Origin of the sequence: Aeromonas media, assembly GCF_000819985.1 — a bacterium.
Classification (GTDB): domain Bacteria; phylum Pseudomonadota; class Gammaproteobacteria; order Enterobacterales; family Aeromonadaceae; genus Aeromonas; species Aeromonas media.
This window is the reverse complement of record NZ_CDBZ01000167.1, coordinates 1-26776: the sequence shown is the minus strand read 5'-3', so window position 1 is coordinate 26776 and position 26776 is coordinate 1. Positions and strand designations below refer to the sequence as shown.

Genomic DNA, 26776 nt, shown 5'->3' with positions numbered 1-26776 from the left:
GCGGGCACACTCAATGACGGTTGCCCGTCGGCACGCTGAGCCGGCGCGGCGCTCAACACATCTGAACAAGGGAAGAATATAGATGCACCAAGGATGGCTGCTGATCGGGTTGTCGCTCGCCTATCTGGGCTTGCTGTTCCTCATCGCTTATGTGGCTGACAAGAGCAAGCGCCGTCGCCTCAAGGGCCAACCCCTGCTCTACAGCCTGTCGCTCGCGGTCTATTGCACCTCCTGGACCTTCTTCGGCACAGTGGGCCAGGCCAGCGAATCCCCTTGGTCGCCGGTGCCCATCTATCTGGGGCCCATGCTGGTGTTCCTGTTTGGCTGGCGCCTGCTGGCCCGCCTCATCTTGGTGGCCAAGCGCGAGCACATCACCTCCATCGCCGACTTCATCGCCGCCCGCTATGGCAAGTCCCAGCGTTTGGCCATGGTGATCACCCTGATCGCCGTCATGGGGATACTTCCCTACCTGGTGCTGCAGCTCAAGGCCATCGTCACCGGGCTGGATCTGTTGATGGCCAACTCTGTACCGGCGGGGCCCACGGGCAACACGGCCGAGCTGGCCCTCGGCGTCGCCCTGTTGCTGGCGCTGTTCAGCATACTGTTCGGCACCCGCAACCTGGACGCCACCGAGCACCATCGCGGCATGGTGGTAGCCATCGCCTTCGAGTCCGTAGTCAAGCTGCTCGCCTTCATGGCGGTGGGGGGCTTCGCGCTCTGGCTCATCATTGCCAGGCCGAGCGAGGCCCGCACCCTGGTAGCCGGGGACTTTCTCGATGCGGTGGTGGCGGTGTCGCCGGGCAGCCTGCTGGAGCTCGCCATCTATACCCTGGTGGCCATGTGCGCCGTCATCTGCCTGCCGCGCCAGTTCCACGTGACTGTGGTGGAGAACAACCAGGGCCAGGATCTTCACTGGGCGCGCTGGTTGTTCCCGCTCTACCTGTTCCTGATGGGGCTCTTCATCTGGCCGCTGGCACTGGCGGGCAAGCAGTGGGTCGGGGCCGACATGGCCTCGGACACCTATGTGATAAGCCTGCCCATGTCCCTTGGCTTTGACGGCATGGCGATGCTGGCGTTTCTCGGCGGCACCTCGGCGGCCACCGGCATGGTGATCGTCTGCACCATCGCTCTGGCCATCATGGTCAGCAACGATCTGGTGCTGCCGGTGCTGCTGCGCCGCTTCTGGCAGCAGGGGCGGGATGAACGGCTGATGCGGCTGCTGCTGCAGGTGCGCCGGGGCGCCATACTGCTGATCCTGCTGGCGGCCTGGGTGCTCTATCTCTGGCTCGGGGATCTCACCAGCCTGTCGCGCATCGGCTACCTGTCGTTCGGCGCCGTGGCCCAGTTCGCCCCGGCCCTGCTGCTCGGCCTCTACTGGCGGCACGGCAATCGCAAGGGGGTCTACCTCGGGCTCTCCCTCGGGGTCAGCCTCTGGTTCGTGACCCTGCTGGCCGAGAGCGGCCTGCTGGCGGGCTCGCCCCTGGAGGCGCTGCTGGCGCCGCCGGACTGGCCCGCCTTTCGCGATCTGAGCCTGGGGGCCTGGTGCATCTTCCTGAGCCTCTCGCTCAACCTCGCAGGTTACGTGGCGGGTTCGCTGCTATCGCGGGCGGCGGTGAGCGAGCGGTTGCAGGCCGCCAACTTCGTCGGCAAGCCGAGCCGCGATACCACGGCGCTCTATCAGGCGCGGGTCTCGGTCAAGGAGCTGGAGATGCTGGCGGCCCGCTTCGTCGGCTCGAGCCGGGTCAAGCGCGCCTTCGGCCGCTTCGCGGGCGAGCGGGGCGGCACCCTGGCACCCCAGATGCAGGCGTCGGCCGATCTGATCGCCCACACCGAGCGGCTGCTGGCCGGGGTGTTTGGCACTTCGTCCGCCCGGTTGGTGCTGGCCTCTGCCCTGCAGGGGCGCAACATGCAGCTCGAGGAGATCGCCACCATAGTGGACGAGGCCTCCGACGTGTTTCGCTTCAACCGTGGCCTGCTGCAGGGGGCCATAGAGCACATGGGGCAGGGGATCTCGGTGGTGGACCGGGAACTCAGGCTGGTGGCCTGGAACCGGCGCTACATCGAGCTGTTCCACTATCCGCACGGGCTCATCCAGGTGGGGCGCGCCATCGAGGAGATCATCCGCTACAACGCGCAGCAGGGGCTGTGCGGCCCGGGAGACATCGAGGCCCAGGTGGCGCGGCGGGTTGCCTTCATGAAGCGGGGTAGCCCCCATGTCTCGGCGCGGGAGCGGCCGGATGGCCGGGTGATCGAGATGCAGGGCAATCCCATGCCGGCGGGGGGCTTCGTGATGACCTTCACCGACATCACCCCCTTCCGGGCGGCGGAGCGGGTGCTGCGCGAAGCGAACGAGCACCTGGAAGCCAGGGTGGCCGAGCGTACCCATGAACTCTCCGAGCTCAACCGCCAACTGCTGCTGGTGAACCAGCAGGTGGAGCGGGCGAACCACTCCAAGAGCCGTTTCCTGGCGGCGGTGAGCCACGATCTGACCCAGCCGCTGAACGCGGCTAAGCTGTTTACCTCCTCCCTGCTGGAGATGCTGCCGCCGGAAGACGAGCCGGCCCGCATTGCCCGCCACATCGACGATGCCCTGGGGGCGACCGAAGATCTCATCACGGATCTGCTGGATATCTCACGGTTGGAGGCGGGCAAGTTCAAGGCGAAGAAGCTCGATTTCGCCCTGCGCGACATGTTCGACAACCTCAAGGCCGAGTTTGGGGTGCTGGCCCAGGCGGGGGGGATCCAGTTCTCCGTGGTGGAGAGCCGCCTCGCCGTCTACAGCGACGTGCGCCTGCTGCGGAGGGTGCTGCAGAACTTCCTCACCAATGCGTTTCGCTACAACCCCGGTGGTCGGGTGCTGCTCGGTTGCCGTCGACTGGGGGACAAGGTACGCATCGAGGTGTGGGACAACGGCCCCGGCATCCCGCTGGACAAGCAGGAGGCTATCTTTGACGAATTCTCCCGCCTCGATCACTCCCGCACCGCGAGGGAGCAGGGGCTCGGCCTCGGGCTCGCCATCGCCCGCGGCATCTCCCAGGTGCTGGGCCACCAGCTCTCCCTGCGCAGCTGGCCGGGGGCGGGATCGGTGTTTGCCATCACCCTCAACCTCGCGACCCGGCCCGTGATGCCGAGCCAGGTGGCGGCCCCCGTGGTGCGGGACAGCCAGCTGGAGGGGATCCGTGTGCTCTGCATCGACAACGAGGAGGAGATCCTCATCGCCATGGCCTCCCTGCTGGGGCGCTGGGGTTGCGAGGTGCGCTGCGCCCAGAACCAGGAGCAGGCGCTATCCCTCATCGGCGACGGCTTCCTGCCGCAACTGGTGCTGTCGGATTATCACCTGGACGATGGCAAGACGGGACTGCAGGCGCTGCACATGATCCGGCTGGCCCACGGCAATGGCATCGGCGGCATCATCATCAGCGCGGATCGCAAGAGCGAGCTGCAGACGCAGATCCGCGATCACGGCTTTGGCTACGTCAGCAAACCGGTCAAGCCGCTCAAGCTGCGGGCATTGATGAACAGCCTGCTGTTGCCAATACAGTGACAGGCTTCACACAATCAATCATTGATAGGTTCGCTCATGAATGATCATCAGGCGCCAGCATCACCGATGTTGGCGCCAGCTTGCCGACATGTTCGCGAACAATTGCGAAAAGTGAGTCCTGTTTGCTGTCATTTTTACTAGGTAGCATCCCTTCCTGCTCCCACCTATAGTCATTCGGCGATTATTTTTGTCGCAAATCAAGTTGTGCAAAAAGGCAAACCGGATGAAAGTCCGGGACGCAAAGCCTCCGGTCTAAGGGTCAAAGTGCCTAGGATAGCGGGGCCACCACAGGTTGTATCGTCCATGGGCCAAGCCATGGTTGCGATGATGTCTGCGTTACCTGTCAGGTTGCGTTGCCTTTTTCGTTGTTAATTCCAATAACGAAATAAGGAAGTTCAAATATGTTAAGTCCAAGACTTTCCCTGCTGGCGCTCCTTGTCGGGGGGCTCTGTGCTACCTCCGCCTTCGCCGCTGCCCCGGGCAAACCCACCATAGGCTCGGGCCCCACCAAGTTCGCCATCGTCGAAGTCAATCAATCCGCCTCGGCCTACAACCAGCTGGTGACCGTCCACAAGGATGGTGCCCCGGTCAGCGTGACCTGGAACCTCTGGTCCGGCGACGTGGGTCAGACCGCCAAGGTGCTGCTCGATGGCAATGAGGTGTGGTCAGGTCCGGCTTCCGCTGCGGGTACCGCCAACTTCAAGGTGACCAAGGGAGGGCGCTACCAGATGCAGGTGGCCCTGTGCAACGCCGACGGCTGCACGCTCTCCGACAAGAAGGAACTGGTGGTCGCCGATACCGACGGCAGCCATCTGGCGCCGCTCAATGCACCGCTGCAAGAGAACAACAAGCCTTACGCCAACAAGTCCGGCAAGGTGGTGGGTGCCTACTACGTGGAATGGGGGGTCTATGGTCGCAAGTTCACCGTCGACAAGATCCCGGCCCAGAACCTGACTCACATCCTCTATGGCTTCACCCCCATCTGCGGCGGCAACGGCATCAACGACAGCCTCAAAGAGATCTCCGGCAGCTTCGAGGCGCTGCAGCGCTCCTGTGCCGGTCGCGAGGACTTCAAGGTCTCCATCCACGATCCCTGGGCGGCGATCCAGATGTCTCAGGGCAACCTCAGCGCCTGGGATGAGCCCTACAAGGGCAACTTCGGCAACCTGATGGCGCTCAAGCAGGCCCGTCCTGACCTCAAGATCCTGCCCTCGGTCGGGGGGTGGACCCTCTCCGATCCCTTCTACTTCCTGGGGGACAAGACCAAGCGCGACACCTTCGTCGCCTCGGTCAAGGAGTTCCTGCAGACCTGGAAGTTCTTCGACGGCGTGGATATCGACTGGGAGTTCCCGGGCGGCCAGGGCGCCAACCCCAGCCTGGGCAACCCGAGCGATGGCGCCACCTATGTGGTGCTGATGCAGGAGCTGCGCGCCATGCTCGACGAACTGGAGGCCGAGACTGGGCGCCAGTATGAGCTCACTTCGGCCATCAGCGCCGGCGGTGACAAGATTGCCAAGGTGGATTATCAGGCGGCCCAGCAGTACATGGACCACATCTTCCTGATGAGCTACGACTTCAGTGGCGCCTTCGACCTGAACAACCTGGCCCACCAGACCAACCTCTTTGCATCCAGCTGGGATCCGGCCACCAAGTACACCACCGACAAGGGCGTCAGGGCACTGCTGGATCAGGGTGTGACGCCGGGCAAGATAGTGGTCGGCGCCGCCATGTATGGTCGTGGCTGGACCGGGGTGAACGGCTACCAGGCTGGCAACCCCTTCACCGGCACCGCCACCGGGCCGGTAACCGGCACCTGGGAGAACGGCGTGGTGGATTACCGCGACATCGTCAACAACCGCATGGGCGCTGGCTGGGAGCAGGGCTATGACGAGGTGGCCGAGGCCCCCTATGTGTTCAAGGCCAGCAGCGGGGATCTCATCAGCTTCGACAACGATCGCTCGGTCAAGGCCAAGGGGCAGTACGTGCTGGCGAACCAGCTCGGCGGCCTGTTCGCCTGGGAGATAGATGCGGACAACGGCGACATCCTCAACGCTATGCACGAGGGATTGGGCCATGGCGAGGGCACCCTGCCGCCGGCGAACAAGCCGCCACTGGCCAATGCCGGCAGCGATCTGAGTGTCACCGGCCCGACCGAGGTGACTCTCAACGGCTCCGCCTCCCATGATCCGGAAAACGGGGTGCTGACCCACAGCTGGAAGCAGGTCTCTGGCCCCCAGGCCAGCCTGCTCGATGCCACCCAGGCCAAGGCCCGCGTGGTGCTGGACGCCGTCAGTGCCGACGTCAACCTGGTGTTCGAGCTGACCGTCACCGACGATCAGGGCCTCACCGCCAAGGATCAGGTGGTGGTGACCAACAAGGCGCCGCAGCCCAACCTGCCGCCCGTGGTCAGCGTCCCGGCCAGTGCCAGCGTCGAGTCCGGCAAGCAGGTGACCATCCAGGCCACGGCATCCGATCCGAACGGTGACACCCTGAGCTATCAGTGGAGCCTGCCAGCGGGTCTTACCGCCACCGGCCAGGACAGTGCCACCCTGGTGGTCACGGGCCCGAGCGTCACCAGCGACACCGCTTATGACCTGACCCTGGTGGTCACAGACGGTTCCCTTGACGCCAGTGCCGCTACCCGCCTCACCGTCAAGCCGGTCAGCACCGGTGGCGGTTGTGAGGCAAGCGATCCGGAGGCGGCCAACTGGCCGGCCTGGAACGCCAGCACCGTCTACAACGCCGAGACCAAGGTGAGCCACAACCAGCTGGTGTGGCAGGCCAAGTACTGGACCCAGGGCAACGAGCCAAGCCAGACGGCGGATCAGTGGAAGCTGATAAGCCCGGTGCAGCTCGGCTGGAACGCGGGTGTGGCCTACAACGCCGGTGACTTCACCAACCACAACGGGCGCAAGTGGAAGGCCCAGTACTGGACCAAGGGCGATGAACCCGGCAAGGCCGCGGTCTGGGTGGATCAGGGGGTGGCCAGCTGTAACTGACAAGCCATCCGGGATGGGGCCTGGCCCCATCCCTTCTCACCCTTTTTCACTGACAGGGTCAACGGCCCTGCAATCGCAACAAGAATGCCTCAGCATTTATTCCCTATGAAGGACAGACCCCATGAAGAATCATCACACCCTGTTGCGGGCGAGTGTTCCCCTGCTCGGCTGGGTGCTGCTTGCGCCGTTGGCGATGGCCCAGCAGAGCAGTACCACGGGGGCATTTCGCAAGGACAACAGCGCGCCCCAGATCTACAGCCAGGAGGGGCTGGTCAACAATTTTGCCCAGATGCTGCCACTGGGGGCGACCTTTTCCCCCCTGCTGACGGCCTGGGATGCCGAGGATGGCGATCTCACGGCTCGCATCAGCCAGAAAAGCACGGTCAATACCCAGGTGCCGGGCAGCTATGTGGCCCAGTACCAGGTCAAGGACGATGGTCTGCCCGCGGAGGATGGTTTCAAGGGGTGGGGGAGCATCACCACCACCTTCTCGTTGCCGGTGACCATTTATGATCCAGCGCGCGAGTTGCCCGCCAGGGTGCTTGTGCTGGGGACGCTCTGGGATGAGGGTCCCGTCATCAACGACACTCTCTTCATGGTGGTTGGCGACGCGCTGAGCCGCCCCTTCCGTATCAATGGAGACAGCCTGCCGCTGCTGGGAGAGAGGCTGTCCATTCGCACATTCCAGGTGAAGGAGGGATACTGGGGTGGCAACAACCGTCAGTTCGCACTCCTGTTGAGGGATCCTGACAGTGGCGAGGTGCTCTATGACGGTCCCCTGACGTTCAGCGGTGGCACCACCTTCACCCCCAGTGCCCCCATCCCTGTGCTGGCGGATCGGGACTACCAGTTCACCCTGCGCTATCTGGCCGGTAGCGACAGGCAGGGTTTCAAGCGTAATGAGGCGGGCCAGTTCTGGCTTGGCGCCGAAGGGGTGCAGGAGCAGGCACTCTATCCTCATGCCCAGGTACTGCCGGATCCTGCCAACCGGCTGGCGTTCGACCCCGGCCTGAGCCGCCCTCTCAAAGAAAAGTTGTTGAGCAGCGCCGGCGGCGGGGAGGTACTCCATGTCCGCAGGTTACCGGGGGCCGAAGCTCAGGCGTTGAGCTATGTCATCACGGATCCGGCTCTGGCGACACTCCAGGTCCAGCCGGGGGATGGTGAAGATCGGCTGGTGCTGAGCGGGCTGCAGGCCGGGGAGACCAACCTGGCGATCCTGGCCAACGGCGAGTGGGTCGATCTCGTGCGCCTCGTCATCACTGCCCCCAAGGCGGTGACCCTCTCTTACAGCTACATCGCCTATCCGGGGGAGACCCAGACCCATCTGTGGGACGATGGCGTGTTGATCCAGCGCGATATCACTCGCCGCTACGCCCCTTACAACCTCCAGCTCAGCTGGATCGACAACGGCGTTCTGGTGCACGAGTGGGACCGGGACGGTGACGGCGAATCCTACGAGGCGGATCGCTCCGAGCGGGAGGCGCCCTTCGATGAGGGCTGGATCCCGAACCGGGGACAGGTCTTCTCCAACCTCTATGTGATCCGCAGTTACAAGGATCCGGCGCGAGCCTGCAGCGGCTCCGGGGCCGGTTCGTCCATGGGGATAGGGCCGGACGACGCGCCCCCCCGGGCGGGTTATCGCGCGGCCTGCCCAGGCAACGCCACCGAGCTGGGTCAGTCTCTGACCCTGTCCCACGAGCTGGGCCATAACCTGGGGCTATGGCACACGGGTAACACGGATCCCTATCGCAACAGCAACCTCATGACCGCCGGTCGTCAGGAGGGGATCTTCTTCGCATCCCAGTGGCGGACTATCCACCAGACCCTGAATGCCCGCATCGCAGCGGGGGATCCCGGGGTGCGCGAGGGGACGACGCCGAGTCGGTAAGCGTCTCTGGGGCGGCCCCGGCACTAGCCTGGCCGCCCCTGTCACGTGCAGTGGACGGATGTGCCGATCGTCTTTCAGGCTTCCAACAGCAGGGCATGTGGACATGCCCATCACAACGAGAACCATAACAATGAAAAAAACACCGTTAGCCAGCCTGATCATGGCTGCCCTGGCGAGTGGCCCCCTGTTGGCCGCCGTCCAGGTTCCCCCCTCCTTGCCCTTCAATACCCAGGCCCCGACCAACGATCTGCAAGGCACGCTGGCGGCGCAGGTCCAGTTTGCCCAGAGCCAGATCCTGCCGGCCCATGTCGCCGAGGGGGACAGCCAGCCCAGGTTGACTGCCTTGCGCAAGAGCCTGCTGCTGGTCAGGCCGCTGAAAGCCGAGACCGGCGTGCCGATGACGGTGACGGCGCGAGACGACGCCGGGCAGACGCTCGGGGCGCTCACCCTCAACCCGCCTGAGCAGTTGCCGAAGACGGCCTATTATCTCGATGGCTCGCCGGAGGAGGGGGTCGACTTCACCCCGGGAGCGGGAACCACCACTATCATCAGCAGCAGCGCCGAGCTGGCCCTGCTGAATGACACCACGGCAGCCCTGCTGAGCGATCGCCTGGGGCAGCATGCACTGGTGGAGGTGCAGACCGCCGATGGCCGCTGGGTCAGGGATATCTATCTGCCAGAGGGGGCCGCCCTGGAGGGCAAGATGGTACGTGCAAGCTCCAATGCGGGCTACAACTCGACGGTGCGCTACAGTGGCCGTCAGGTGACGCTCTCCCGTGGTCAGACGTTGCAGTTCAAGTTCGTCAATGGCCAGTGGATCAGGGACGGGGAGCTCGAGAACAACGGCATCCGCTATGCGACCGACGCCTGGAGCGCCGTGCTGCCAGCCGACTGGATCCAGCCTGGCCTGAGCCTGCAATTGAGTCAGGGGACGCAGAGCGGTGAACTGGTGGATCTGCAGGTTGGGGCCCCGAGCGAGCTGCTCATCCACACCATCGACATCGGCATGCTGACCACGCCCCGCAATCAGTTTGCCTTCGCCAGGGAGTCCGAGGCCCACCGGGAATATTTCCAGACGGTGCCCACCAGCCGGCTGATCGTCAGCCAGTATGCCCCCCTGTCGCTGCCGGAGGTGATGCTGCCAAACGGCACCCTGCTCACCGACTTTGACCCGAGCGAGGGGGGCTGGCACACCGGCACCATGCGCCAGCGTATCGGCAAGGAGCTGATCTCCCACGGGATAGACAACGCGAACTACGGCATCAACAGCACGGCCGGCGAGGGGGAGAGCAGCCATCCCTATGTGGTGGCCCAGTTGGCGGCTCATAACAGCCGTGGCAAGTACGCCAACGGGGTCCAGGTGCACGGCGGCTCGGGCGGGGGCGGGATCGTCACGCTCGACAACTCCCTTGGCAACGAATTCAGCCACGAGGTGGGCCACAACTATGGTCTCGGTCATTATGTCGGCGGCTTCCTGGGATCCGTACACCGCAGCGCGGAGGCGGTCAATTCGAGCTGGGGCTGGGATGGGGACCGCAATCGCTTCATCCCCAACTTCGGCGCCAGCCGCAGCGGTCAGAGTGCCTGTCTCGACGGCCAGTGCCAGGCACCTTTCGAGGGCCACTCGTTCGGTTTTGATGCCATGGCGGGTGGCTCGCCCTTTTCCGGCTTCAACCGTTTCACCCTCTATACCCCGAACTCGGCCGCCATCATCCAGCGCTTCCTCGAGAGCAAGGCGGTGTTCGATGCCGCTTCCCCGACCGGGTTTAGCAAGTGGGATGCCGCCACCGCCACCATGCTGCCCTACCAGCACAGGGTGGAGCAGCTGGAGCAGATCAGCGCGCCCATCAACGATCTGAGCGAGGCAAAGCTGGCGGCCCTGCTGACGGAATATGATCTGGTCAAGGTAGCCATGTGGGATGGCAACTGGACGCGCAACATCCAGGCGCCGCCAGCCGCAGCCGGGAATGCGGGGCGCATCCTGACCGTGGATCACGCTGCCAGCTACAACAGCACCCTCTTCGTCAATGGCCAGCAGATCACCGTTTCCCGTGGCTTCAAGAAGAGCTACACCTCGGACGGCAGCCGCTGGAACGAAGGGCCTGTGGTGGATCCACGGACTCCGCGCAAGCCGCAGGCATTCGGCGTGCCGGTGACCACCCTGGTGGGGTATTACGACCCTCGCGGGCTGTTGCCGAGCTACCTCTATCCGGCCCTGCACGGTGCCTACGGCTTCAGCTATGGTGATGACGGCGAGCGGCCCGGGACAGGGGATTGCCAACTGCAGGTGGAGACCCGCGAAGGCCTGCTGCACTTCCGGCTGGCCAATCATCGCCTGAACGCCAACGTGATGAACAAGTTCCATGTCAACGTGCCCACGGCCAGCGAGCCATTGGACGCCGCCGTGATCTGCGCCGCCCAGACCCTGGTTCAGAGGCCCATCTCGGCACCGGAGGCGGATCTCTCCTTCACCGTCAACGGACGTCCTCTCGAGTAAGAGACGCCAATAAAAAAAAGGCCCGTACGGGCCTTTTTTCATGGGGTTCAGAGGGGTTTTTGCCACAGGCTCAACAGCAGATCCTGCTCCAGCTCGTCCGGCCCCTGGTGGGTGAAGGCGTGACGTTGCTCACCGCCGGCACGCCAGCCGAGGCGACTGGTTTCCAGCACGTGGGCGCGCAGAGCCTGATCCATGGTCATGGAGAACTGGCAGCGTTGCCGCTCAACGGGGACTAGCCCGGCCAGGGCTGGCCAGCTGAGGGGGTGCTCCATGCTCACCGGGTTGAGGCTGACTCTCAGTTGCCACTGGTGGCGCGGACCGGGTTGCAGGTGGAGCAGGTAGCCACCCGGCGTCAGCAGGCTGACCAGCAGCTCTGTCTTGATCTTGAGATCGTTGACCAGCAGCACCTGGGCGGAGCCGGCCAGCAGCGGTGCCTTGGCCGGATCGGCGATGACGAAATGGCCGTCGGGTTGCGCCTTGTTGGCGGCGAAGATGGCGTTCTTGGCCAGATCGATGCCGCCAAACTGCCAGCCCGGCAGGCGTTCTGCCAGGGCGCGGCAGTAGTACCCCTCACCACAGCCGAGATGGATCAGCTCGCGCTCGCCGAGCGGCGCCAGCAGGGTTGTCATGGCCTCCACCAGGGGCAGCTGGTGTCCCTGCTCCAGGAAGCGGCGCTTGGCACGCAGCAGGGCCCGGCTGTCGCTGTCCTTGGGATCCTTCTTGCCCGGAATGAGATCCAGATAACCTTCCGGAGCCGGATCGAAATGGTGCTTGTTGTCGCAATAGACCCCGCGGGAGGCTTCATGAAGATGCAGGGGGCTGCGGCACAGGGGACATTGAAGATGCATACACACTCGCTTGGTTGAGGCCGGGGAAGGGCGTGCGGGATTATAGGGGAGACGATCAGAAAAGGCTGCCGTGGCAGCCTTTTTTATCCAACGGCCCTGTGCTGAGCCGTCAGGGAACCCGGTCAGCGGGTGCCAAACACCACTATGGTCTTGCCGTGGGCGGAGATGAGCTCTTGCTCTTCCAGCATCTTGAGGATGCGGCCGACGGTTTCGCGAGAGCAGCCGACGATCTGGCCGATCTCCTGACGGGTGATCTTGATCTGCATGCCATCCGGGTGGGTCATGGCGTCCGGCTGCTTGGCCAGGTTCAGCAGGGTCTGGGCAATCCGGCCGGTCACGTCCAGGAAGGCGAGGTTGCCGACCTTCTGGCTGGTGTGCTGCAGGCGCTTGGCCATCTGGCCGGAGAGGCGCAACAGAATGTCCGGGTTGACCTGGATCAGCTGGCGGAACTTCTTGTAGGAGATCTCGGCGACTTCACAGGCACCTTTGGCACGTACCCAGGCGGAACGCTCCGGATTCTCGTTCTCTTCGAACATTCCCATCTCGCCCAGGAAATCCCCCTGATTCAAGTAGGAGAGGATCATCTCCTTGCCCTCGTCATCCTTGATCAGGACGGCGACGGTACCCTTGACGATGTAGTAGAGGGTTTCCGCTTTTTCACCGGCATGAATAAGGGTGCTCTTGGCGGGATACTTATGAATGTGGCAATGCGACAAGAACCACTCGAGGGTGGGATCGCTTTGCGGTTTGCCAATGATCATGAGACTTCCTCTGTAGTGTCATTTTTATGGACTGTGCGTCCAGGCAAGTTGCCAAGCTTGCCATTCCTTAGTCTTTGGTCGCAGTAGAATAAGAGCCTTTGTCTGTGCTGACAAGGCTTTGGGACTTTGCTGTCCATCTGTGTGCATCGATCTGCTGCGCCATTCGGGCCATTCTAGGCAAGAAGGGGGGGAGAGATGTTGATTTCGATCTATTTCCTTCAGGGTCTGCCGTGGTTTCGGAACAAGTCGCGGTGCCGGGTGAGACGGTCATGAAGCAGGGGGTGGCGCAAGGTGATGGGCATGTGCCACTCGACCCCTGCTTGAGGTATGCTATGGGCGTCAGAACCGTCGTCATTGAGAGGAAAAGTGAGATGAAAGCCAAGGTCAGCTGGGTGGAAGGCATGAAGTTTGTGGGCGAGAGCGAGTCCGGTCATCAGGTGACGCTGGACGGCGCCAACCCGGGCGAAGGTGCCAGCCCGATGGAGATGATCCTGCTGGCTGTCGGTGGGTGCAGCTCCATCGACGTGGTCTCCATTCTGGAGAAGGCGCGCCAGAGCGTGACCGCCTGCCATGTGGAGCTGGAAGGGGAGCGTGCCGACTCGGTGCCTCGGGTGTTCGAGAAGATCCACCTCAAGTTCGTCGTGACCGGCAAGGGCTTGGCCGAGAAACAGGTGGCCCGCGCGGTCGACTTGTCGATGGAAAAGTACTGTTCAGTGTCCCTGATGTTGGAAAAAGCGGTAGAAATTACCCATAGTTATCAAATTCTTGAAGCTTGATAGTTGTAGTTTGTCCCGTAGATAACGCCATGACATAAGGAAAGTGCGATGAAAAAAATGATGATGTTGCTTCCCCTGTTCGGACTGGCCGCCTGCAGCATGCCGCAGCCCACCCAGTATCAATACAGTCAGTATCAATGCGGGGAAGAGTTGTTGGCCATCACCTATGATGCCCAGGCCGACATGGTGCAGTTCCCTTATGCCGGGGTGTATTACAAGCTGGGTCGCATCGAGTCGCCCAAAGAGACCGCCAGCTATTCCGATGGGGTGACCACCTTCTCCCAACAGGGCAAGCAGGCCACCCTGATCAAGAGTGGCGTGACCCAGCTGACCTGCGAGCTGAAGTAATCGCCATGCCGTGGCAACGGCGTGTATGCAAAACGGCCTGCTTGAAGCAGGCCGTTTTGTTATGGGTAAGGGTCACTGGGCGGGCAGGGAACCCAGCAACTGGGCGGCAAGCTGCTGGCTCAGCTGGCTGCGGGCATCCTCGGCGATGGGCACGTCGCTGGCGAGCTGGATGGCACTGCTCCAGACACTTTGCTGGGTGCGCCTGTCGATCAGCAGTATGGCCAGGGTGCCCTTGCGCGCATCAGCGGCGGCATTCAGGCCTGGGGTCATGCCGAGGCGGGAAAATATCTCCCCATCACTCATGTCCTGGCTGCCTGCCACTCCGATGGCGACCCAGACGTCGGCTTCATCCAGGGGCACACTGCGCCAACCCTTGCCATCGAGCGTCTGGGTGACGGCTCGTTGCACCGGCTCCAGCCAGCTTGATGCGCTGTTGCCTGCGTACTGGAACTGCTCTGCCAGCGCATAGCGTGGCGTCGCCCCGTAGGGCCAGTTGTCTGCCGGGCGTACCACCATGGTCCCCGTCTCGACAGTGGGGGCGGCAGGGCCCGCGCTGCAACCGCCCAGCAGGGCTGCGAGTGTGAATGAGAGAAGTGCACCGCGCATCATAAGCTCCTTGGCTCAGGTAATCTTGCCGGTTTCTAACAGTTGCTGGATCAGGGGGCGCAGGATCAGCTCCATCGCGAAACCCATCTTGCCCCCCGGCACCACTATGGTGTTCATTCTGGACATGAAGGCCCCGTCGATCATCGACAGCAGGTAGGGGAAGTCCACCTGCTTGATGCCCCGAAACCGGATCACCAGCATACTCTCGTCCAGGCTGGGTATCACCTTGGCGCTGAAGGGGTTGGAGGTATCCACCGTCGGCACGCGCTGGAAGTTGATGTGGGTGCGGGAGAACTGCGGGGTGATGAAGTTGATGTAGTCATCCATGGAGCGGACGATGGAGTCGGTCACCGCCTCCCGGGAGTGGCCGCGCTCAGAGGTATCGCGAATGAGCTTCTGGATCCACTCCAGGTTGACGATGGGCACCACGCCGATGAGAAAGTCCACGTGCCGCGCCACATTGTGTTCACCGGTCACCACGCCGCCGTGCAGCCCTTCGTAGAACAGCAGGTCTGTCTCCCCCGGCAACGCCTGCCAGGGGGTGAAGGTGCCCGGCATCTGGTTGAAGGGGACCGCCTCGTCGAAGCTGTGCAGGTAGCGTCTGTACTGGCCGCTGCCGCTCTGGCCGTACTCCTGGAAGAAGGATTCCAGCAGACCGAAGTCGTTGGCCTCCGGGCCGAAGTAGCTGATGTGGCGCCCCTGCTCGCGCGCCTTGCGGATCGCCACGTCCATCTCGGGCCGGGTATAGCGGTGAAAACTGTCCCCCTCGACCACGGCTGCCTTGTATCCGAGCTGGTGGAACATGGAGCGGAAGGCGTTGGTGGAGGTGGAGGTGCCGGCACCGGACGAACCGGTAACCGCAATGATGGGATGCTTGGCCGACATAGAATTCTCTCTTCCTTGGGAGTTCCGTTATAAGGGCAGGTTCAAAGTGCGGTCAAGTGCGCCTTCATGACCCGGCTGTACCATGATCCCCGTCGCCCTCCATGTGCAGGCGCCCTGGCGGGGCTGACATTGCCGAATGGGGGCATAACATAACTGTGTGTGAAGCGCGTCAGACTGCGGATGAGGTGACCGCATTCTCCGGCGTGGCATTCTCCCGCCTGTACCCCGGGGTGGCTGAGCCTGACGCCGTTCAGATCGTGGATCAATCCTGCCGGAGATCGTCGGCGGGCGCATTGCTCAAATGCGTCTTTGGCACGACGTTGACACTTTCATGCAACTCGCTGTAGACCAGCACGGCACTACCTTGTAGTAATTGCTGTCTGACCTCCTCGACCTTGTCGGCCAGGCTGACATCCTGCTCGCCGTATTCGGTGCCTTCTTGCAGCACGAAATGCTCGAGCAGGTTGTTGAGGGTATCTGGATCCAGTTCTTGCCAAGGGATAATCATGATTTCATCTTCAGTCATAGCGATGCGGATATTGTCGGTGTCTGACCGGCAAGCGCAAGGAGTTTATCTGGACCTGAGCGAGGGTTTCCATGGCATCAGTTGAACAGCGTCACCCAACCAGTCACGTCGACCAGCATCTTCAGGATGCGCGTCGGCACGCCCTGAGCGCGGGGTTGCGCTGGTTCTGGGCCATCAGCCAGCTGGCGATCCTCTATCTGCTGGCTCGCTTCTATATGTATCAGGATGTCCGGCAGGTGGCGATCGCTGGACTGCCCAGGGGGTACCTGGGGGTATGAGTGGCAGATAGGCCTGGTGATCCTGGCCAGCGTGCTGACTCCCCTGGTCTGGCGCTGGTGCTCTCGCCAGGGAGCATCGCGATGGCAGCCCTGGCTTTGGGGTTGTGCCATGTTGTGGGGACTGGCCTGGGTTCTGATGGCCTATTCCCTTGCCCCCATCGAGTTCAGCGTGGGATTCAGCCTGGCATTCAACATCGTCAGCCTGTTGCTGCTGACGGCCCTGATCGCCTTCTACTGCGAGTGGCGTGTCTTCTATAGCCTGAGTGCCCCGCCTCTGATCTTTCTGCTGTTCGAGGAGCACTGGGTGATGGTGCCTCCGTCACCGTGCACTGGCTGGCGGTCGGGGGCTTGCTGATCATCCTGGAGACGGGGCGGCGGATGCTCAACCGCTGGTTCGAGCTGGCGGTGTCGCGCGAGTATGACAACCTGTGCTGGCGCGCAAGATGGATGCCATGGCCCATCGGGATCCCCTGACCGGGCTTGCCAACCGCCGTCATTTCGATCGGGTCTGCAAGCACGCCATCGCACAGGGCACAACGCTGGAGGTGCCGCTCACGGTGATCCTGCTGGATGTGGATTTTTTCAAGCGATACAACGACCGCTACGGTCATCAGGCGGGGGATGAGTGCCTGATCCTGGTGGCCGAATGTCTGGAGGAGAGCGTGCGCGAACCCGGCGATCTGGTGGCCCGCTATGGTGGTGAGGAGTTCGTGGTGTTGCTGCAGGAGACAAATCTGGCCGCCGGTGAACGGGTTGCGCAGCGTATTCGTTCTACCCTGGCCACCAGGGCGTTGCCCCACGAAGGTTCAGATGTGGCTCCCCATCTCACCCTGAGCCAGGGGTTTGCCCAATGGCGTCAGGAAGAGAGCCTGGTCATGTTGCTCGAGCGGGTCGATGGTGCTCTCTACCAGGCCAAGGAAGAGGGGCGCAACGGCTACCGACTCGCATCCTGAGTCTGCTCCCGCAGCCATTGGCTGATCCGCTCCTCCAGCCAGAAGCGGGGGCGCCAAGGGGTACCGTGCAGGAAACCCACGTGGCCACCGCACCGGCTCAGCTCGTAGCGCACCAGGGGGGAAAGCTGTTCCGGTGTGGGGATCACGGCCTGCGTCATGAAGGGGTCGTCGGCGGCATGGATCACCAGGGTCGGGATGGGGATGCGCGCCAGCAGGCCAAGGCCGGAGCAGGTCTGATAGTAGTGATCGGCGCTGTCGAAGCCATGGAGCGGGGCCGTGACCTGCTCGTCAAAGTCGCGCAGGGTGGCGATACGGTCGACCTGCTCCGGTTGCCAGCGGGACTGGGCTGCGGCTTGATGGCGGATCTTGCTCTGCAGATTGGCTCGCATGGTGCGCAGCAGGTAGCTTTGATACACCCGTGAGAATCCCTGATTGACCCTGTCGGCGCAGCTCGCCAGTTGCAGGGGGGCCGAGATCACCACGGCGGCGGTGAGTTCATCCGGACAAGCCCGCGCCAGCAGATTGACCAGCATGTTGCCCCCCAGAGAATAACCGATGGCGATCAGTGGCTTGCCGGGAAAACGGCGACCCAGCTCGGCGATCACCGCCTCTGCATCCTCGATGGCGCCGGAGTGGTAGGCTCGCAGCAGCCGGTTCGGCTCGCCGCTGCACCCCCGAAAATGCATCAACACGGCGTCGTTCCCTTGCCGCTGCAGATGGGCAAACAGTCCCTTGGCATAGTGGGAGTGAATGCTGCCCTCCAGGCCGTGAAACAGCACCAGCAGCGGCCGCTCATCCGGGCTGATGGCCCCACTCCAGGCGAGATCGACGAAGTCTCCATCCGCGAGTTCGAACCGTTCCGGGGTGAAGCGTGCCGGCGAGCGGCGCAGCCACTTCGGCAAGATGGTTTGCAGGTGGGCATTGCGAGCCCACCAGGGGGCGTGGAAGTGGCTTTCTGTCAGCATGCAACAACTCGGGGAGAAGAGGAAACAGGCGGCGGGCCCATGGCCCGCCGCGGTGTCAGGCGGGCAGGCGATCGTGGTGTTCGGCGCCGCGCAGCATCGCCTGGATCAGCTCGTTGGCTTCAAACTTGGTCAGCGCCTCGTGGGCGCCGACCTGATGGGCACGCTCCACGCTGATCTCGCTGGAGAGGGAGGTGTGCAGGATGATGTAAGCCTCCGCCAGTCTGGGATCGCTCTGTACCTCGAAGGCCAGCTCGTAGCCGTCCAGCCCCGGCATCTCGATGTCGCTTACCAGGATGTCGATCCGGCTGCCCTGAGCGACCCTGGCCTGCATCAGGCTAAGGGCGTCGCGCCCGTTGGTGCACACCTCGTAGGGAATGTTGATGTAATCGAGGGCCGCCATCAGCTGGCGGCGGGCGACGGAGGAGTCGTCCACCAGCAGGATCCGCATCGGCTTGAGCCGCTCGCGCTGCACATCGGTCAGCACGGGGTAGAGGTGGCTGGGATCGTCCGGATAGACCCGGGACAGGATCAGCTCCACGTCCAGCAGCTGGATCAGCTGATCCCCCACCTTGGTCACCCCGGTGACGAAGACGTTCTGACCGAGGGAAGGGGGAGGCGGCTCGATGTCACGCCAGTTGCACTCGGTGATCTTGTCGATGCCGCGCACCAGGAAGCCCACCAGGGTGCGGCGGCAATCCGTGATGATGATGAAGCAGCTGGGCATCTCCTCCCGGCTGATGGGGCGATAGCCCACCGCCATCGCCATGTCGATCACGGGGATGGTGGTGCCCCGCATGCTGGCCGCCCCGAGCACGGTCGGGTGCGAATGGGGCAAGGCGGTGAGCTGGGTGTAGGGGACTATCTCCTTCACCTTGAGGGTGCCGATGGCGAAGGATTGCCTGGCTGAGAGGTGAAACAGCAACATGCCCTGGGATTGGTTGGCCTTGCTCGTCATGGCGGATGTCCTGTTGATCTAATCGGTGACGGTCAATCTGGTGTTCAGCATAGAGGGTGGTGACCAGGATGATGCCGTTGTTATTAACGGTTATTAGCGACCGCGAGTCGTAAAACTGGACCCTGCCACCCTCATTTATTTTCTCGTCCGGTTCACTGGGCGGAGGCCACCGCCTCCAGCGTCAGCCAGAGCCAGTGCTGGCACGCCTGCGCCAGGGCCTGTTCATCCCGGTAGCCGAGCTTTGCCACGACCTGGGCCGGCTTGCTGCCACTTCTGAGCAGGCGTACCCCCTGCAGCAGCTGCCACTGGGCACCGAGCGCATCTGCTGCCAGGGCGGGATCCTCGATACCCCGCTGGGCGAGGCAAGCCTGCCAGGCCGCGGTGCTGCCCTCAGACTGACCGGTCAGGGCGCGCCAGGCGGCCTGCAGCGGCTGATCTGTCTGCGCCAGGATGGCACACGCCTGCAACTCGTCCCCGATGACCCGCAGCCGGTGGCCATAGGCCTCTTGCCAGTCACGGGGCCTGGACCAGCTGGCCAGACTGTCCAGCAGGGCGTCCATCAGCGGGGTGGGTTGCAACCAGCCAGCCTGGGCCGGTTGCGCCACCCGCACCGAGCAGGTCAGCAAATCATGCTGACAACCCGCCAGGGGAGAGAAGGCGGCGAGGGCATCGGCGCACAGCCAGAAGTGGCTGCCCGCCGTCAGCAACAGCTCATGGGAGCCGAGTCTCAGCAGCGCCGCACCTCGGGTGACGCGCAGCAGCTGACCCAGGGGGGAGCGTTTGCGGGGGCCGACCTGCAGGCAAGGAGTAGAAAAATGCTGATATTCGATGGCGTGATGCATGTAAAAACCCTGATATGATGCTGCCTGGAGGTAACAAAAATGGAAACCAGACGTAAAAAGCGCTTCATTGCCGGTGCGGTTTGCCCGGCGTGCGGCAAGATGGACACCATGATGCTGTATATGGAGCATGGAGTCGAGAAGGTGACCTGTGTCGACTGCGGGGATACCCAGGTGCAGACCCTGGCCGAGGTGGACAAGGCGACCCGCGAGGCCGAACAGGTCATAGGCGTCTTTCGTCCCGAATGACCTACCGCCGGATGGCCTGGGTGGACCGGGTCATCCGGGAGGCTGAACCGCTGATAAAGGTGTTTCGTCTCCAGTGAGGGGCCTCTTGATAATACCCGGGGTAGGGCAAGGCTCGTTCTGGACTGCTGACTTTTTCAGCATGGCGGAGCGGGGCAGATCATATGCTTGGCCACCTTTTTAAGGTATTCTGGGCCCGTTTTTTTCTATCCGCAGGATCCCTGACATGAAAGTAGCTCCCCTGAGCGTGGTTACGCTGGAATACACGGTCACCGACGAACACGGTGAAGTCATCGACACCACTGTCGGTAAAGAGCCTCTGGTGTATCTGCACGGTACCCGTTATCTGGTCTCCGGCCTCGAAGCCGAGCTGGAAGGCCGCAGTGTGGGCGAGGCGTTCGACGTCACCCTGACGCCGAGCCAGGCCTATGGCGAGTATGACGAGAACCTGGTGCAAGAAGTGCCCGGCGAGCTGTTCGATGGCATGGAAGTGTCTGAAGGGGATACTTTTGTGGCTGAGACCGACGATGGCCACCGTCCGGTGACCGTCATCGAAGTCTCCGAAGAGTTCATCAAGGTGGATGGCAACCATCCGCTGGCCGGTGTGACCCTGGGCTTCAAGGTCGAGATCAAGGACGTGCGTGCCGCGACCGCCGAAGAGCTGGCTCACGGCCACGTGCACGGTGCCGGTGGCTGCGGTCACGATCATGGCCATGACCACGGTCACGATCACGACCATGACCACGGCGGTTGCTGCGGCGGTCACGGCCACGATCACGGTCACGACCACGGCGACGAGCAGGGTCATGGCGGTTGCTGTGGCGGCGGTGGTTGCGGTGGCAAGGGCCATCACCACTGATCTGCCGACTGGCAAGATGAAAAAACCCGCTGCGTGCGGGTTTTTTTATGGCGGTGCACTCAGTAGTGCGGCGGCGGCGTCTCTTCGGCCATGCTGGCTATCTGGCTCGGCTGCACGCTCTGCAGCTTGTCTACCAGTAGCTGGATCTGATGCTTGAGCCGGTCGAGTTCACGGCCCTGGGTGGTGACCTCTTCGTTGAGCTGCTCCACCGTGTATTCGGCATAGGCGAGACGGCTTTCCAGGGTCTCGAGACGATCGTTAACTTGCTGACTCATGGGCCTTTTGGTCCTTACTTGATAGTCCAGATTTCGGCCAGGCCACTGGAGCTGGCGCTGACGAGGTGGCCATTGTCGCGCAAAGCCACGCCATAGACCACAGCGCTCGGTGGTTTCACCTTGGGATGAGGAGAGACGCGCCAGCTTTGCAGCAGACTGCCATCGCTCACCCGCCACAGGGAGAGCTGGCGTGAGGGGGCGCCGGTGATGAGCCAGTTGCCGTCGTTGGCAAAGCGCGCGCTGGTGTAGACCTCGAAACGGTGCGCGAACTGCAGCCGGCTCACCTCCTTGCCAGTCTTGAGATCCCAGATGCTGGCCTGGCGGCTGTCGGCGGTGAAGGCGAAGCGCCCCGCCGGATCCAGCCTTGCCATCACCACCCGGCCGCCGTGGTTGAAACGCCACACCACCTGGCCGCTGCGGGTATCCCACAGATAGGCGCTGTAATCGTTGCCGCCGGTGAGGGCGTAGTGGCCATTGGCGGAGAGATCCACCGTGTTGACCTGCTCGGTGTGGCCGAGGAACTGCAGCCTGCGCCCGGTACGGGTATCCACCAGCTCCGCCTTGCCATCTTCGCGGCCGATCAGCACTAGACGACCATCGGCCGAGAGCGCCGCATCCCTCAGGCTGGATTCAGGAAGGGAATAGTAGCCTTGAGATCGACCATCTTGCAGGCGCCAAATGGCAAAGGTGAGTTGGGTGGCGGTGATGGCGTGGCTGTCGTCCGGGGAGAAGCGGGTGAGGGTGACGAACTCCTCCTGATCATCGCTCTGACGCCAGCGCCAGCGCTCCTTGCCCTGTTCCAGATCCCACACCACTGTGCCCTGGCCCAGGCTGGAGACGATGGCCAGCTTGCCGGAACTGGCGAGATCCGCACTCAGCAAGCCCTGGTTGGCGAGGCGGATCTGCTGGCCGGGAAGTGAGCTCTGTTCGCACCCCGTCAGCATCAGGCAAATACCGATGAGATAAATGGCACTTTTGATCATTTTTCCTGTCTCATGCTTTCGTTACCTGCGATCACGGCGTTAGTATAAGGCGCTTATCACGATAAACCTCTCATTTCACGAAGGAACCGAGAGCGGTATTTAGAGTTTTGGAGAAACTGATGAACAATTTTCTGAAGGTGTCCCTGTTGGCTGCGGCCGTTGCCGTGGGTCTGACTGCTTGCCAAAAAGATGAGAAGCCTGCTGCGAATACCGCAGAGGTCAAGGCAGAAGCCAGCAAGCCGGCAGAGGCTCCCAAGGCAGCAGCCAAGAGCTTTGAAGAGCAATCCGGCTATGCGATCGGCCTCTCCATGGGTCGTTATATCGCCAATACTCTGGAGCGTCAGCAGGAGCTCGGCATCAAGCTGGACAACAGCGTCATCCTCAAGGGGGTGACCGACGGTCTGGGCAAGGAAGCTGGCATGACTGACGAGGAGATCCAGAAGGTCCTGCAGGAATACGACGCCAAGATCAACGAGTTGACCAAGGCCAAGGCCGACAAGGATGCGGTGGAAAACCTGAAGAAGGGTGAAGAGTATCTGGCCGCCAACGCCAAGAAAGAGGGCGTGAAGAGCACCGAATCCGGCCTGCAGTATCAGGTCGAGAAGCTGGGTGACGGCGCCAAGCCGAAGGCCACCGACATCGTCAAGGTGCACTACACCGGTACCCTGACCGATGGCACCAAGTTCGACAGCTCCGTCGATCGCGGCGAGCCGGCCACCTTCCCGCTGAACCAGGTGATCCCGGGCTGGACCGAAGGCGTGCAGCTGATGCCGGTCGGTTCCAAGTTCAAGTTCTTCCTGCCGTCCAAGCTGGCCTATGGCGAGCACGGTGCAGGCTCCATCCCGGCCAACGCCGTGCTGGTATTTGACGTCGAGCTGCTGGCCATCGAAAAGCCGACCGCCGAAGGCGACGACGCGAAGAAATAAGCGGTAAACGCATGAAAACGGCTCCCCAGGGAGCCGTTTTTGCTTGTGTGGCGTCGCGGGTGACGGGAGAAAGCTGAGAGCCCGTCTTGAGTCTATGGCGTCTAACCCCCAGAATAGACAACAAAATCAATCGCAAGGATGGATCTCGTGGCGGAAAGCAAACCCCGTGTCCTGCTGGTGGAAGATACCCGCAGTCTGGCCGTCGTCTATGAGCAGTACCTGGTTCAGGATGGCTATGACGTAGTGCTGGCCGATTGCGGTCAGCAGGCACTGGCGCAGTTGCTGGCCAGCCCGCCCCCCGTGGTGCTGCTCGACCTCGAACTGCCGGACATGCCCGGCATGGCCATACTGCAGCAGATCACCGAGCAGCAACTGCCCTGCTCGGTGGTGGTGATCACCGCCCACGGCTCGGTGGACGTGGCGGTGGAGGCGATGCGCTGCGGTGCCTTCGATTTCCTGACCAAGCCGTTCGATGGCAAGCGGCTGTGTGCCACGGCGCGCAACGCCCTCAAGCACCAGCAGCTCAGCTCGCTGGTGGCCCAGTATCGGGAGAACTTCGAGCGCAGCTCTTTTGCGGGCTTCATCGGCGCCTCCATGGCGATGCAGGCTGTCTATCGCATCATAGAGAGCGCGGCGCCGAGCAAGGCGACCGTGTTCATCACGGGGGAGAGCGGCACCGGCAAGGAGGTGTGTGCCGAGGCCATCCACCAGTGCAGTCCGCGCCGGGGTCAGTCCTTCATCGCGCTCAACTGCGCCGCCATTCCCCACGATCTGATGGAGAGCGAGATCTTCGGTCATGTGAAGGGATCGTTCACCGGCGCCCAGGGGGATCGCAAGGGGGCGGCCAGCCTGGCGGACGGTGGCACCCTGTTCCTCGACGAGATCTGCGAGATGGATCTCGACCTGCAGAGCAAGCTGCTGCGCTTCATCCAGACCGGTACCCTGCAGCGGGTCGGCAGCGGCAAGGTGGAGTCGGTGGACGTGCGCTTCGTCTGCGCCACCAACCGGGATCCCCTGGTGGAGGTCAAGGCGGGGCGTTTTCGTGAGGATCTTTACTACCGTCTGCACGTGATCCCGCTCTCCCTGCCGCCACTGCGGGAGCGCGGCGAAGACATACTGCTGCTGGCGCGCGACCTCCTGCTGCGATATGCCAAGGAGGAGCACAAGCGCTTCAAGGATTTCGATGCCGACACTGTGCGGATATTGCTCGACTACCCCTGGCCCGGCAATGTGCGCGAGCTGCAGAACGTGGTGCGCAACATAGTGGTGCTCAACGATCGCGAACTGGTGAGCAAGGATATACTGCCACCGCCGCTCAACGGCGGCCGTGCGCTTGCGGTGCCTGCTGCTGTTGAGGCGACCCACGAGATCCTGGCCGAGCCCGTGCAGACCGCTCTGCCGGTGCGCCCGCTCTGGCTGGTGGAGAAGGAGGCCATCGAGCAGGCCATCGCCAGCTGTGACGGCAACATCCCCAAGGCGGCGGCGCTGCTGGAGATCAGCCCCTCGACTATTTATCGCAAGAAGCAGGGTTGGGAAGAGGCGAGCCTGGCTTAAGGCCGCGAGGTTGAAGATCACCCCTTCACTCCCTCATTTATCGCAAGAAGCAGGGGTGGGAAGAGGCCAGCTTGGCTTGAGGCTTAAGTGCAGCTGGGCTCGGGCCTTCCCTTATCTGTCGCAAGAGGCAGAGTCGGGAAGAGGGGGGCTTGGCCTGAGTGACGGGCGGCGTGAGCCGCCCGCTCTTTTTGCGGCCCGCCGTCAGAGCTTGGCGAGGCGCTTGAGTCTGGCCAGCCGCTCCGTCTCGTTGGCCTGTAGCCAGCCATCCCGCGAGAGCAGGAACCAGGCGCGGGCGAAGTATTCGGGGGCGGCCGGATCGTCCAGCATCAGGCCGTTCTCCCCCAGTTCCTCGAACAGGTAGCCATCTTCCGGCGCGCTGGCCTCGGCCATGTCGGCTTTCAGCTGGCTCAGCTCGGCCATCGCCTGTTCGTGCAGGCCCTGGGCCCGGCTCAGCCGTGCCAGGCTCCAGCGGGCGATAAAGGCCTTGGCCTGATTGTTGTGCTGCTGGTGCCAGGCCAGGCATTTTTGCTGGCAGGCTCTGGCTTCATCGAGGCGTCCCAGCTCGAACAGGGTCCAGCCCTGATTGTTGTAGAGGCTGGGCAGCCAGCCGCGCACCTTATCGTCGGCACTGCGTTCGGCCAGGGTCATCGCCAGTTGATGCCAGCGGCTCTGCTCCTCCAGCGGGGCGGCGATGGCCACCATGTGGGCCGCGTCTATGGCGAGCCCAGTCTCCCCCAGCTTGAGCCCGAGTTGCCACCCCTGCTCGAACAGCGTCCTGGCGCTGGCCTTATCGCCGGCCGAGTTGAATGTCCGCCCCCGTTCCAGCAAGGCGCGCAGCCGTGCTCGCGGGGTGGCGTCGGTGAGGCGGGGTTCTATCTCGTCGAGCAGCTGGTGGGCCTGTGCAAACTGACGCTGCAGGGAGTGGGTGCGGGCGATTTGGGTGAGCAGCTCCAGCTCGTATTGCAGGTCGTCCTGCGCCTCTTCGAGCAGGCGTCGAAAACGCAGGGCAGTGGCGGCGGGATCCTGATAATCCCACTGCGCCATGAAATCGGGCGGATTGTCCATCTGGCCTCCTGGCTGGTTACTCTGTCACCAAGATGCCTATCGTCCATTGGTTGTACAAGGGGCGCCCGTCACAGGGCGCCCCTCAGATCATGAAAAAGATCGTGTAAACGAAATCAGTAGACCATGGCCAGGCTCATCAGCATCAGGCCCAGGGCGGCGAAGGCCCCCTCCTTGATGGCTAGGCGCGGCACCAGCGCCTTGGGCAGCGCCGGGAACAGGCAGAGCGCGAAGCCAAGCCCCGGCATCAGCCAGTGAAAGCCGGGGCTGCGCAGGCTCGGGTCTGCCGCCCCATTGATGACGATGAGCAGGATGAAGAGGGTGAAGGCTGGCAGGATAAACCAGCGAGCGTTGCCGGCGGCGACCGCTCGCAGCGGGGAGATGCGATAGAGCACCAGGGTCACGATAAAGAGGGCAAGGGGGGCCAGCAGATAGAGGGGGGCCGGATTCATGATGGGGGTCTCCAGACAACGGGGGGAAGAGTGTAAGCAGCAGGGGCGAGGGATGACCAGCGCGCCGGCCCCGGGCTGTGAGGCCGATCCCAGGGCAAAGGTTTGCCAGGCAAGGGATCAGCGCAGCCAGATCCAGGCACAGCCAAACACCAGCCAGCTCAGTACCAGCAATACCCATGGCAACGGGTGCTGGCGAGAGACCTCGATCACGTCGATCTCGCTCTCTTCTTCATGCTCGCCCTGTTGTGGCTGCTTCGCCCTGGCCTGCAACTTCTTCTGGCGGCTCGCCTCCCGGGCTCGCGCCTTCATCTGCTTCTTGTATTCATCTATACCCTTCTGGATTCCCTGGGCGATCAACTGGGTCTGTTCCTTGGTCTGCCCCGGCTTCTGGTTGGCGCGGGCTACCTTCATCGCCTCCTGCTGGGTCTCGGGGGAAATCTTGTCGTACTTTGCCATTCACGAGTCTCCTTGGCATCGATTGGCGGGAAGTATGCCACAACTGTCTCCGACCGGCTGCCATCCCTGCGGGCGAAATGGCGCGACAGGGCAGGAGGGGATGGGAATATGAGGAAACAGGTTGCGCTGGTGATCACATTTGGCGGAATTTGTGAGTCACTGATGAAAAAGCGTCACATGTTGTTTGTTATATTACGGACCGACTCGAGACCGGGTTGCCCAATAACAAAATAACAAGGTGATATGGAAATGAATTATAAATTTGTCAAAGGAAGGTAAGCGCCGCTAAATCGAC

25 protein-coding genes, 1 pseudogene and 1 riboswitch are annotated in these 26776 nt (G+C 62.8%); of the genes and pseudogenes, 13 read left to right on the top strand and 13 right to left on the bottom strand.

The genetic code is table 11. The features are described from left to right. Positions 1-82: 82 nt before the first annotated feature. From BN1127_RS14520 to BN1127_RS14505, 4 genes are all read left to right on the top strand, one after another. Positions 83-3544 (top strand): hybrid sensor histidine kinase/response regulator, encoded by a 3462-nt coding sequence (locus BN1127_RS14520; RefSeq protein ID WP_041206320.1) that lies wholly within the window; start codon positions 83-85, stop codon positions 3542-3544. 203 nt (positions 3545-3747) lie between these two features. Continuing rightward, a riboswitch (cyclic di-GMP riboswitch) is annotated at positions 3748-3834 on the top strand. 111 nt (positions 3835-3945) lie between these two features. Further along, positions 3946-6543, top strand: a complete 2598-nt coding sequence (locus BN1127_RS14515; protein ID WP_042649926.1) for a glycosyl hydrolase family 18 protein — start codon at positions 3946-3948, stop codon at positions 6541-6543. Positions 6544-6664: 121 nt separating this feature from the next. Further along, positions 6665-8431, top strand: a complete 1767-nt coding sequence (locus BN1127_RS14510) for an immunoglobulin-like domain-containing protein (protein ID WP_042649925.1) — start codon at positions 6665-6667, stop codon at positions 8429-8431. Between the two features lie 130 nt (positions 8432-8561). Continuing rightward, a complete protein-coding gene (locus BN1127_RS14505) occupies positions 8562-10928 on the top strand; it encodes a M66 family metalloprotease (protein WP_005330526.1) in 2367 nt (788 codons plus the stop codon). 47 nt (positions 10929-10975) lie between these two features. Here BN1127_RS14505 and BN1127_RS14500 read toward each other — a convergent pair whose 3' ends face one another. Next, positions 10976-11776 (bottom strand): putative RNA methyltransferase, encoded by an 801-nt coding sequence (locus tag BN1127_RS14500; RefSeq protein WP_005330524.1) that lies wholly within the window; start codon positions 11774-11776, stop codon positions 10976-10978. Between the two features lie 122 nt (positions 11777-11898). After that, positions 11899-12537, bottom strand: a complete 639-nt coding sequence (crp, locus tag BN1127_RS14495) for a cAMP-activated global transcriptional regulator CRP (protein WP_025328082.1) — start codon at positions 12535-12537, stop codon at positions 11899-11901. A 371-nt stretch (positions 12538-12908) separates the two neighbouring features. Between crp and BN1127_RS22450 the strand changes: the two genes are divergently transcribed. Continuing rightward, entirely contained in the window at positions 12909-13313 is a 405-nt protein-coding gene (locus BN1127_RS22450; protein WP_041206318.1) for an OsmC family protein, read from the top strand. Between the two features lie 48 nt (positions 13314-13361). Continuing rightward, entirely contained in the window at positions 13362-13661 is a 300-nt protein-coding gene (locus BN1127_RS14485; RefSeq protein ID WP_005330517.1) for a hypothetical protein, read from the top strand. A gap of 72 nt (positions 13662-13733) precedes the next feature. On the opposite strand, the gene BN1127_RS14480 is transcribed toward BN1127_RS14485, so the two are convergent. The 3 genes from BN1127_RS14480 to BN1127_RS14470 all read right to left on the bottom strand — a co-directional run bounded on the left by BN1127_RS14480 (position 13734) and on the right by BN1127_RS14470 (position 15660). Then, positions 13734-14267 (bottom strand): DUF4136 domain-containing protein, encoded by a 534-nt coding sequence (locus BN1127_RS14480; protein WP_041206317.1) that lies wholly within the window; start codon positions 14265-14267, stop codon positions 13734-13736. A gap of 15 nt (positions 14268-14282) precedes the next feature. After that, complete coding sequence (locus BN1127_RS14475; RefSeq protein WP_005330514.1) at positions 14283-15152, bottom strand: phosphoribulokinase; 870 nt, start codon at positions 15150-15152, stop codon at positions 14283-14285. 262 nt (positions 15153-15414) lie between these two features. Then, positions 15415-15660: a YheU family protein gene (locus BN1127_RS14470; RefSeq protein ID WP_041206316.1), complete on the bottom strand. Its 246-nt coding sequence runs from the start codon at positions 15658-15660 to the stop codon at positions 15415-15417. Between the two features lie 89 nt (positions 15661-15749). On the opposite strand from BN1127_RS14470, the gene BN1127_RS22850 reads away from it, so the two are divergent. The 3 genes and pseudogenes from BN1127_RS22850 (at position 15750) to BN1127_RS22840 (ending at position 16909) form a co-directional block, all read left to right on the top strand. Continuing rightward, the gene (locus BN1127_RS22850) at positions 15750-15956 is read left to right on the top strand and encodes a hypothetical protein (RefSeq protein ID WP_081805769.1); all 207 of its coding nucleotides are present in this window, start codon (positions 15750-15752) and stop codon (positions 15954-15956) included. Continuing rightward, a pseudogene (locus tag BN1127_RS22845) lies at positions 15904-16430 on the top strand (membrane-associated sensor domain-containing protein). The gene BN1127_RS22850 and the pseudogene BN1127_RS22845 overlap by 53 nt, the downstream one beginning before the upstream one ends. Beyond that, positions 16385-16909, top strand: a complete 525-nt coding sequence (locus tag BN1127_RS22840) for a diguanylate cyclase (protein WP_231557494.1) — start codon at positions 16385-16387, stop codon at positions 16907-16909. Before BN1127_RS22845 ends, BN1127_RS22840 begins: the two are co-directional and overlap by 46 nt. Here BN1127_RS22840 and BN1127_RS14460 read toward each other — a convergent pair. The 3 genes from BN1127_RS14460 to BN1127_RS14450 form a co-directional block, all read right to left on the bottom strand. Then, a complete protein-coding gene (locus tag BN1127_RS14460; protein ID WP_005330507.1) occupies positions 16891-17874 on the bottom strand; it encodes a hydrolase in 984 nt (327 codons plus the stop codon). The genes BN1127_RS22840 and BN1127_RS14460 overlap by 19 nt on opposite strands. Positions 17875-17929: 55 nt before the next feature. After that, the gene (locus tag BN1127_RS14455) at positions 17930-18829 is read right to left on the bottom strand and encodes a chemotaxis protein CheV (RefSeq protein WP_005330506.1); all 900 of its coding nucleotides are present in this window, start codon (positions 18827-18829) and stop codon (positions 17930-17932) included. A gap of 152 nt (positions 18830-18981) precedes the next feature. Beyond that, positions 18982-19671 (bottom strand): hypothetical protein, encoded by a 690-nt coding sequence (locus BN1127_RS14450; RefSeq protein ID WP_005330505.1) that lies wholly within the window; start codon positions 19669-19671, stop codon positions 18982-18984. 39 nt (positions 19672-19710) lie between these two features. Here BN1127_RS14450 and BN1127_RS14445 point away from each other — a divergent pair, with 39 nt between their 5' ends. Next, complete coding sequence (locus BN1127_RS14445) at positions 19711-19917, top strand: YheV family putative zinc ribbon protein (protein ID WP_005330503.1); 207 nt, start codon at positions 19711-19713, stop codon at positions 19915-19917. A 223-nt stretch (positions 19918-20140) separates the two neighbouring features. Next, positions 20141-20773: an FKBP-type peptidyl-prolyl cis-trans isomerase gene (locus BN1127_RS14440; protein WP_005330502.1), complete on the top strand. Its 633-nt coding sequence runs from the start codon at positions 20141-20143 to the stop codon at positions 20771-20773. Between the two features lie 59 nt (positions 20774-20832). Here the strand turns inward: BN1127_RS14440 and BN1127_RS14435 are convergent, their stop codons facing one another. Both BN1127_RS14435 and BN1127_RS14430 read right to left on the bottom strand, forming a co-directional pair. Next, a complete protein-coding gene (locus BN1127_RS14435) occupies positions 20833-21048 on the bottom strand; it encodes a SlyX family protein (RefSeq protein WP_005330500.1) in 216 nt (71 codons plus the stop codon). Between the two features lie 14 nt (positions 21049-21062). Continuing rightward, a complete protein-coding gene (locus BN1127_RS14430) occupies positions 21063-22031 on the bottom strand; it encodes a WD40 repeat domain-containing protein (RefSeq protein ID WP_005330498.1) in 969 nt (322 codons plus the stop codon). 119 nt (positions 22032-22150) lie between these two features. Here BN1127_RS14430 and fkpA point away from each other — a divergent pair, with 119 nt between their 5' ends. Both fkpA and BN1127_RS14420 read left to right on the top strand, forming a co-directional pair. Next, positions 22151-22957, top strand: coding sequence for an FKBP-type peptidyl-prolyl cis-trans isomerase (gene fkpA / locus BN1127_RS14425; RefSeq protein ID WP_041207073.1), 807 nt, complete (start codon positions 22151-22153; stop codon positions 22955-22957). A 147-nt stretch (positions 22958-23104) separates the two neighbouring features. Continuing rightward, positions 23105-24511 carry a sigma-54-dependent transcriptional regulator gene (locus tag BN1127_RS14420; RefSeq protein ID WP_041207072.1) on the top strand — a complete coding sequence of 469 codons (1407 nt, stop codon included), beginning with the start codon at positions 23105-23107 and terminating at the stop codon, positions 24509-24511. 201 nt (positions 24512-24712) lie between these two features. Here the strand turns inward: BN1127_RS14420 and BN1127_RS14415 are convergent, their stop codons facing one another. The 3 genes from BN1127_RS14415 to BN1127_RS14405 all read right to left on the bottom strand — a co-directional run bounded on the left by BN1127_RS14415 (position 24713) and on the right by BN1127_RS14405 (position 26481). Then, positions 24713-25576 (bottom strand): tetratricopeptide repeat protein, encoded by an 864-nt coding sequence (locus tag BN1127_RS14415; RefSeq protein WP_005330492.1) that lies wholly within the window; start codon positions 25574-25576, stop codon positions 24713-24715. A gap of 113 nt (positions 25577-25689) precedes the next feature. Next, on the bottom strand, positions 25690-26025 hold the full coding sequence (locus tag BN1127_RS14410; RefSeq protein WP_005330490.1) for a hypothetical protein: 336 nt from the start codon (positions 26023-26025) through the stop codon (positions 25690-25692). A gap of 117 nt (positions 26026-26142) precedes the next feature. Then, entirely contained in the window at positions 26143-26481 is a 339-nt protein-coding gene (locus BN1127_RS14405) for a DUF2956 domain-containing protein (protein WP_005330489.1), read from the bottom strand. Between the last annotated feature and the right edge of the window lie 295 nt (positions 26482-26776).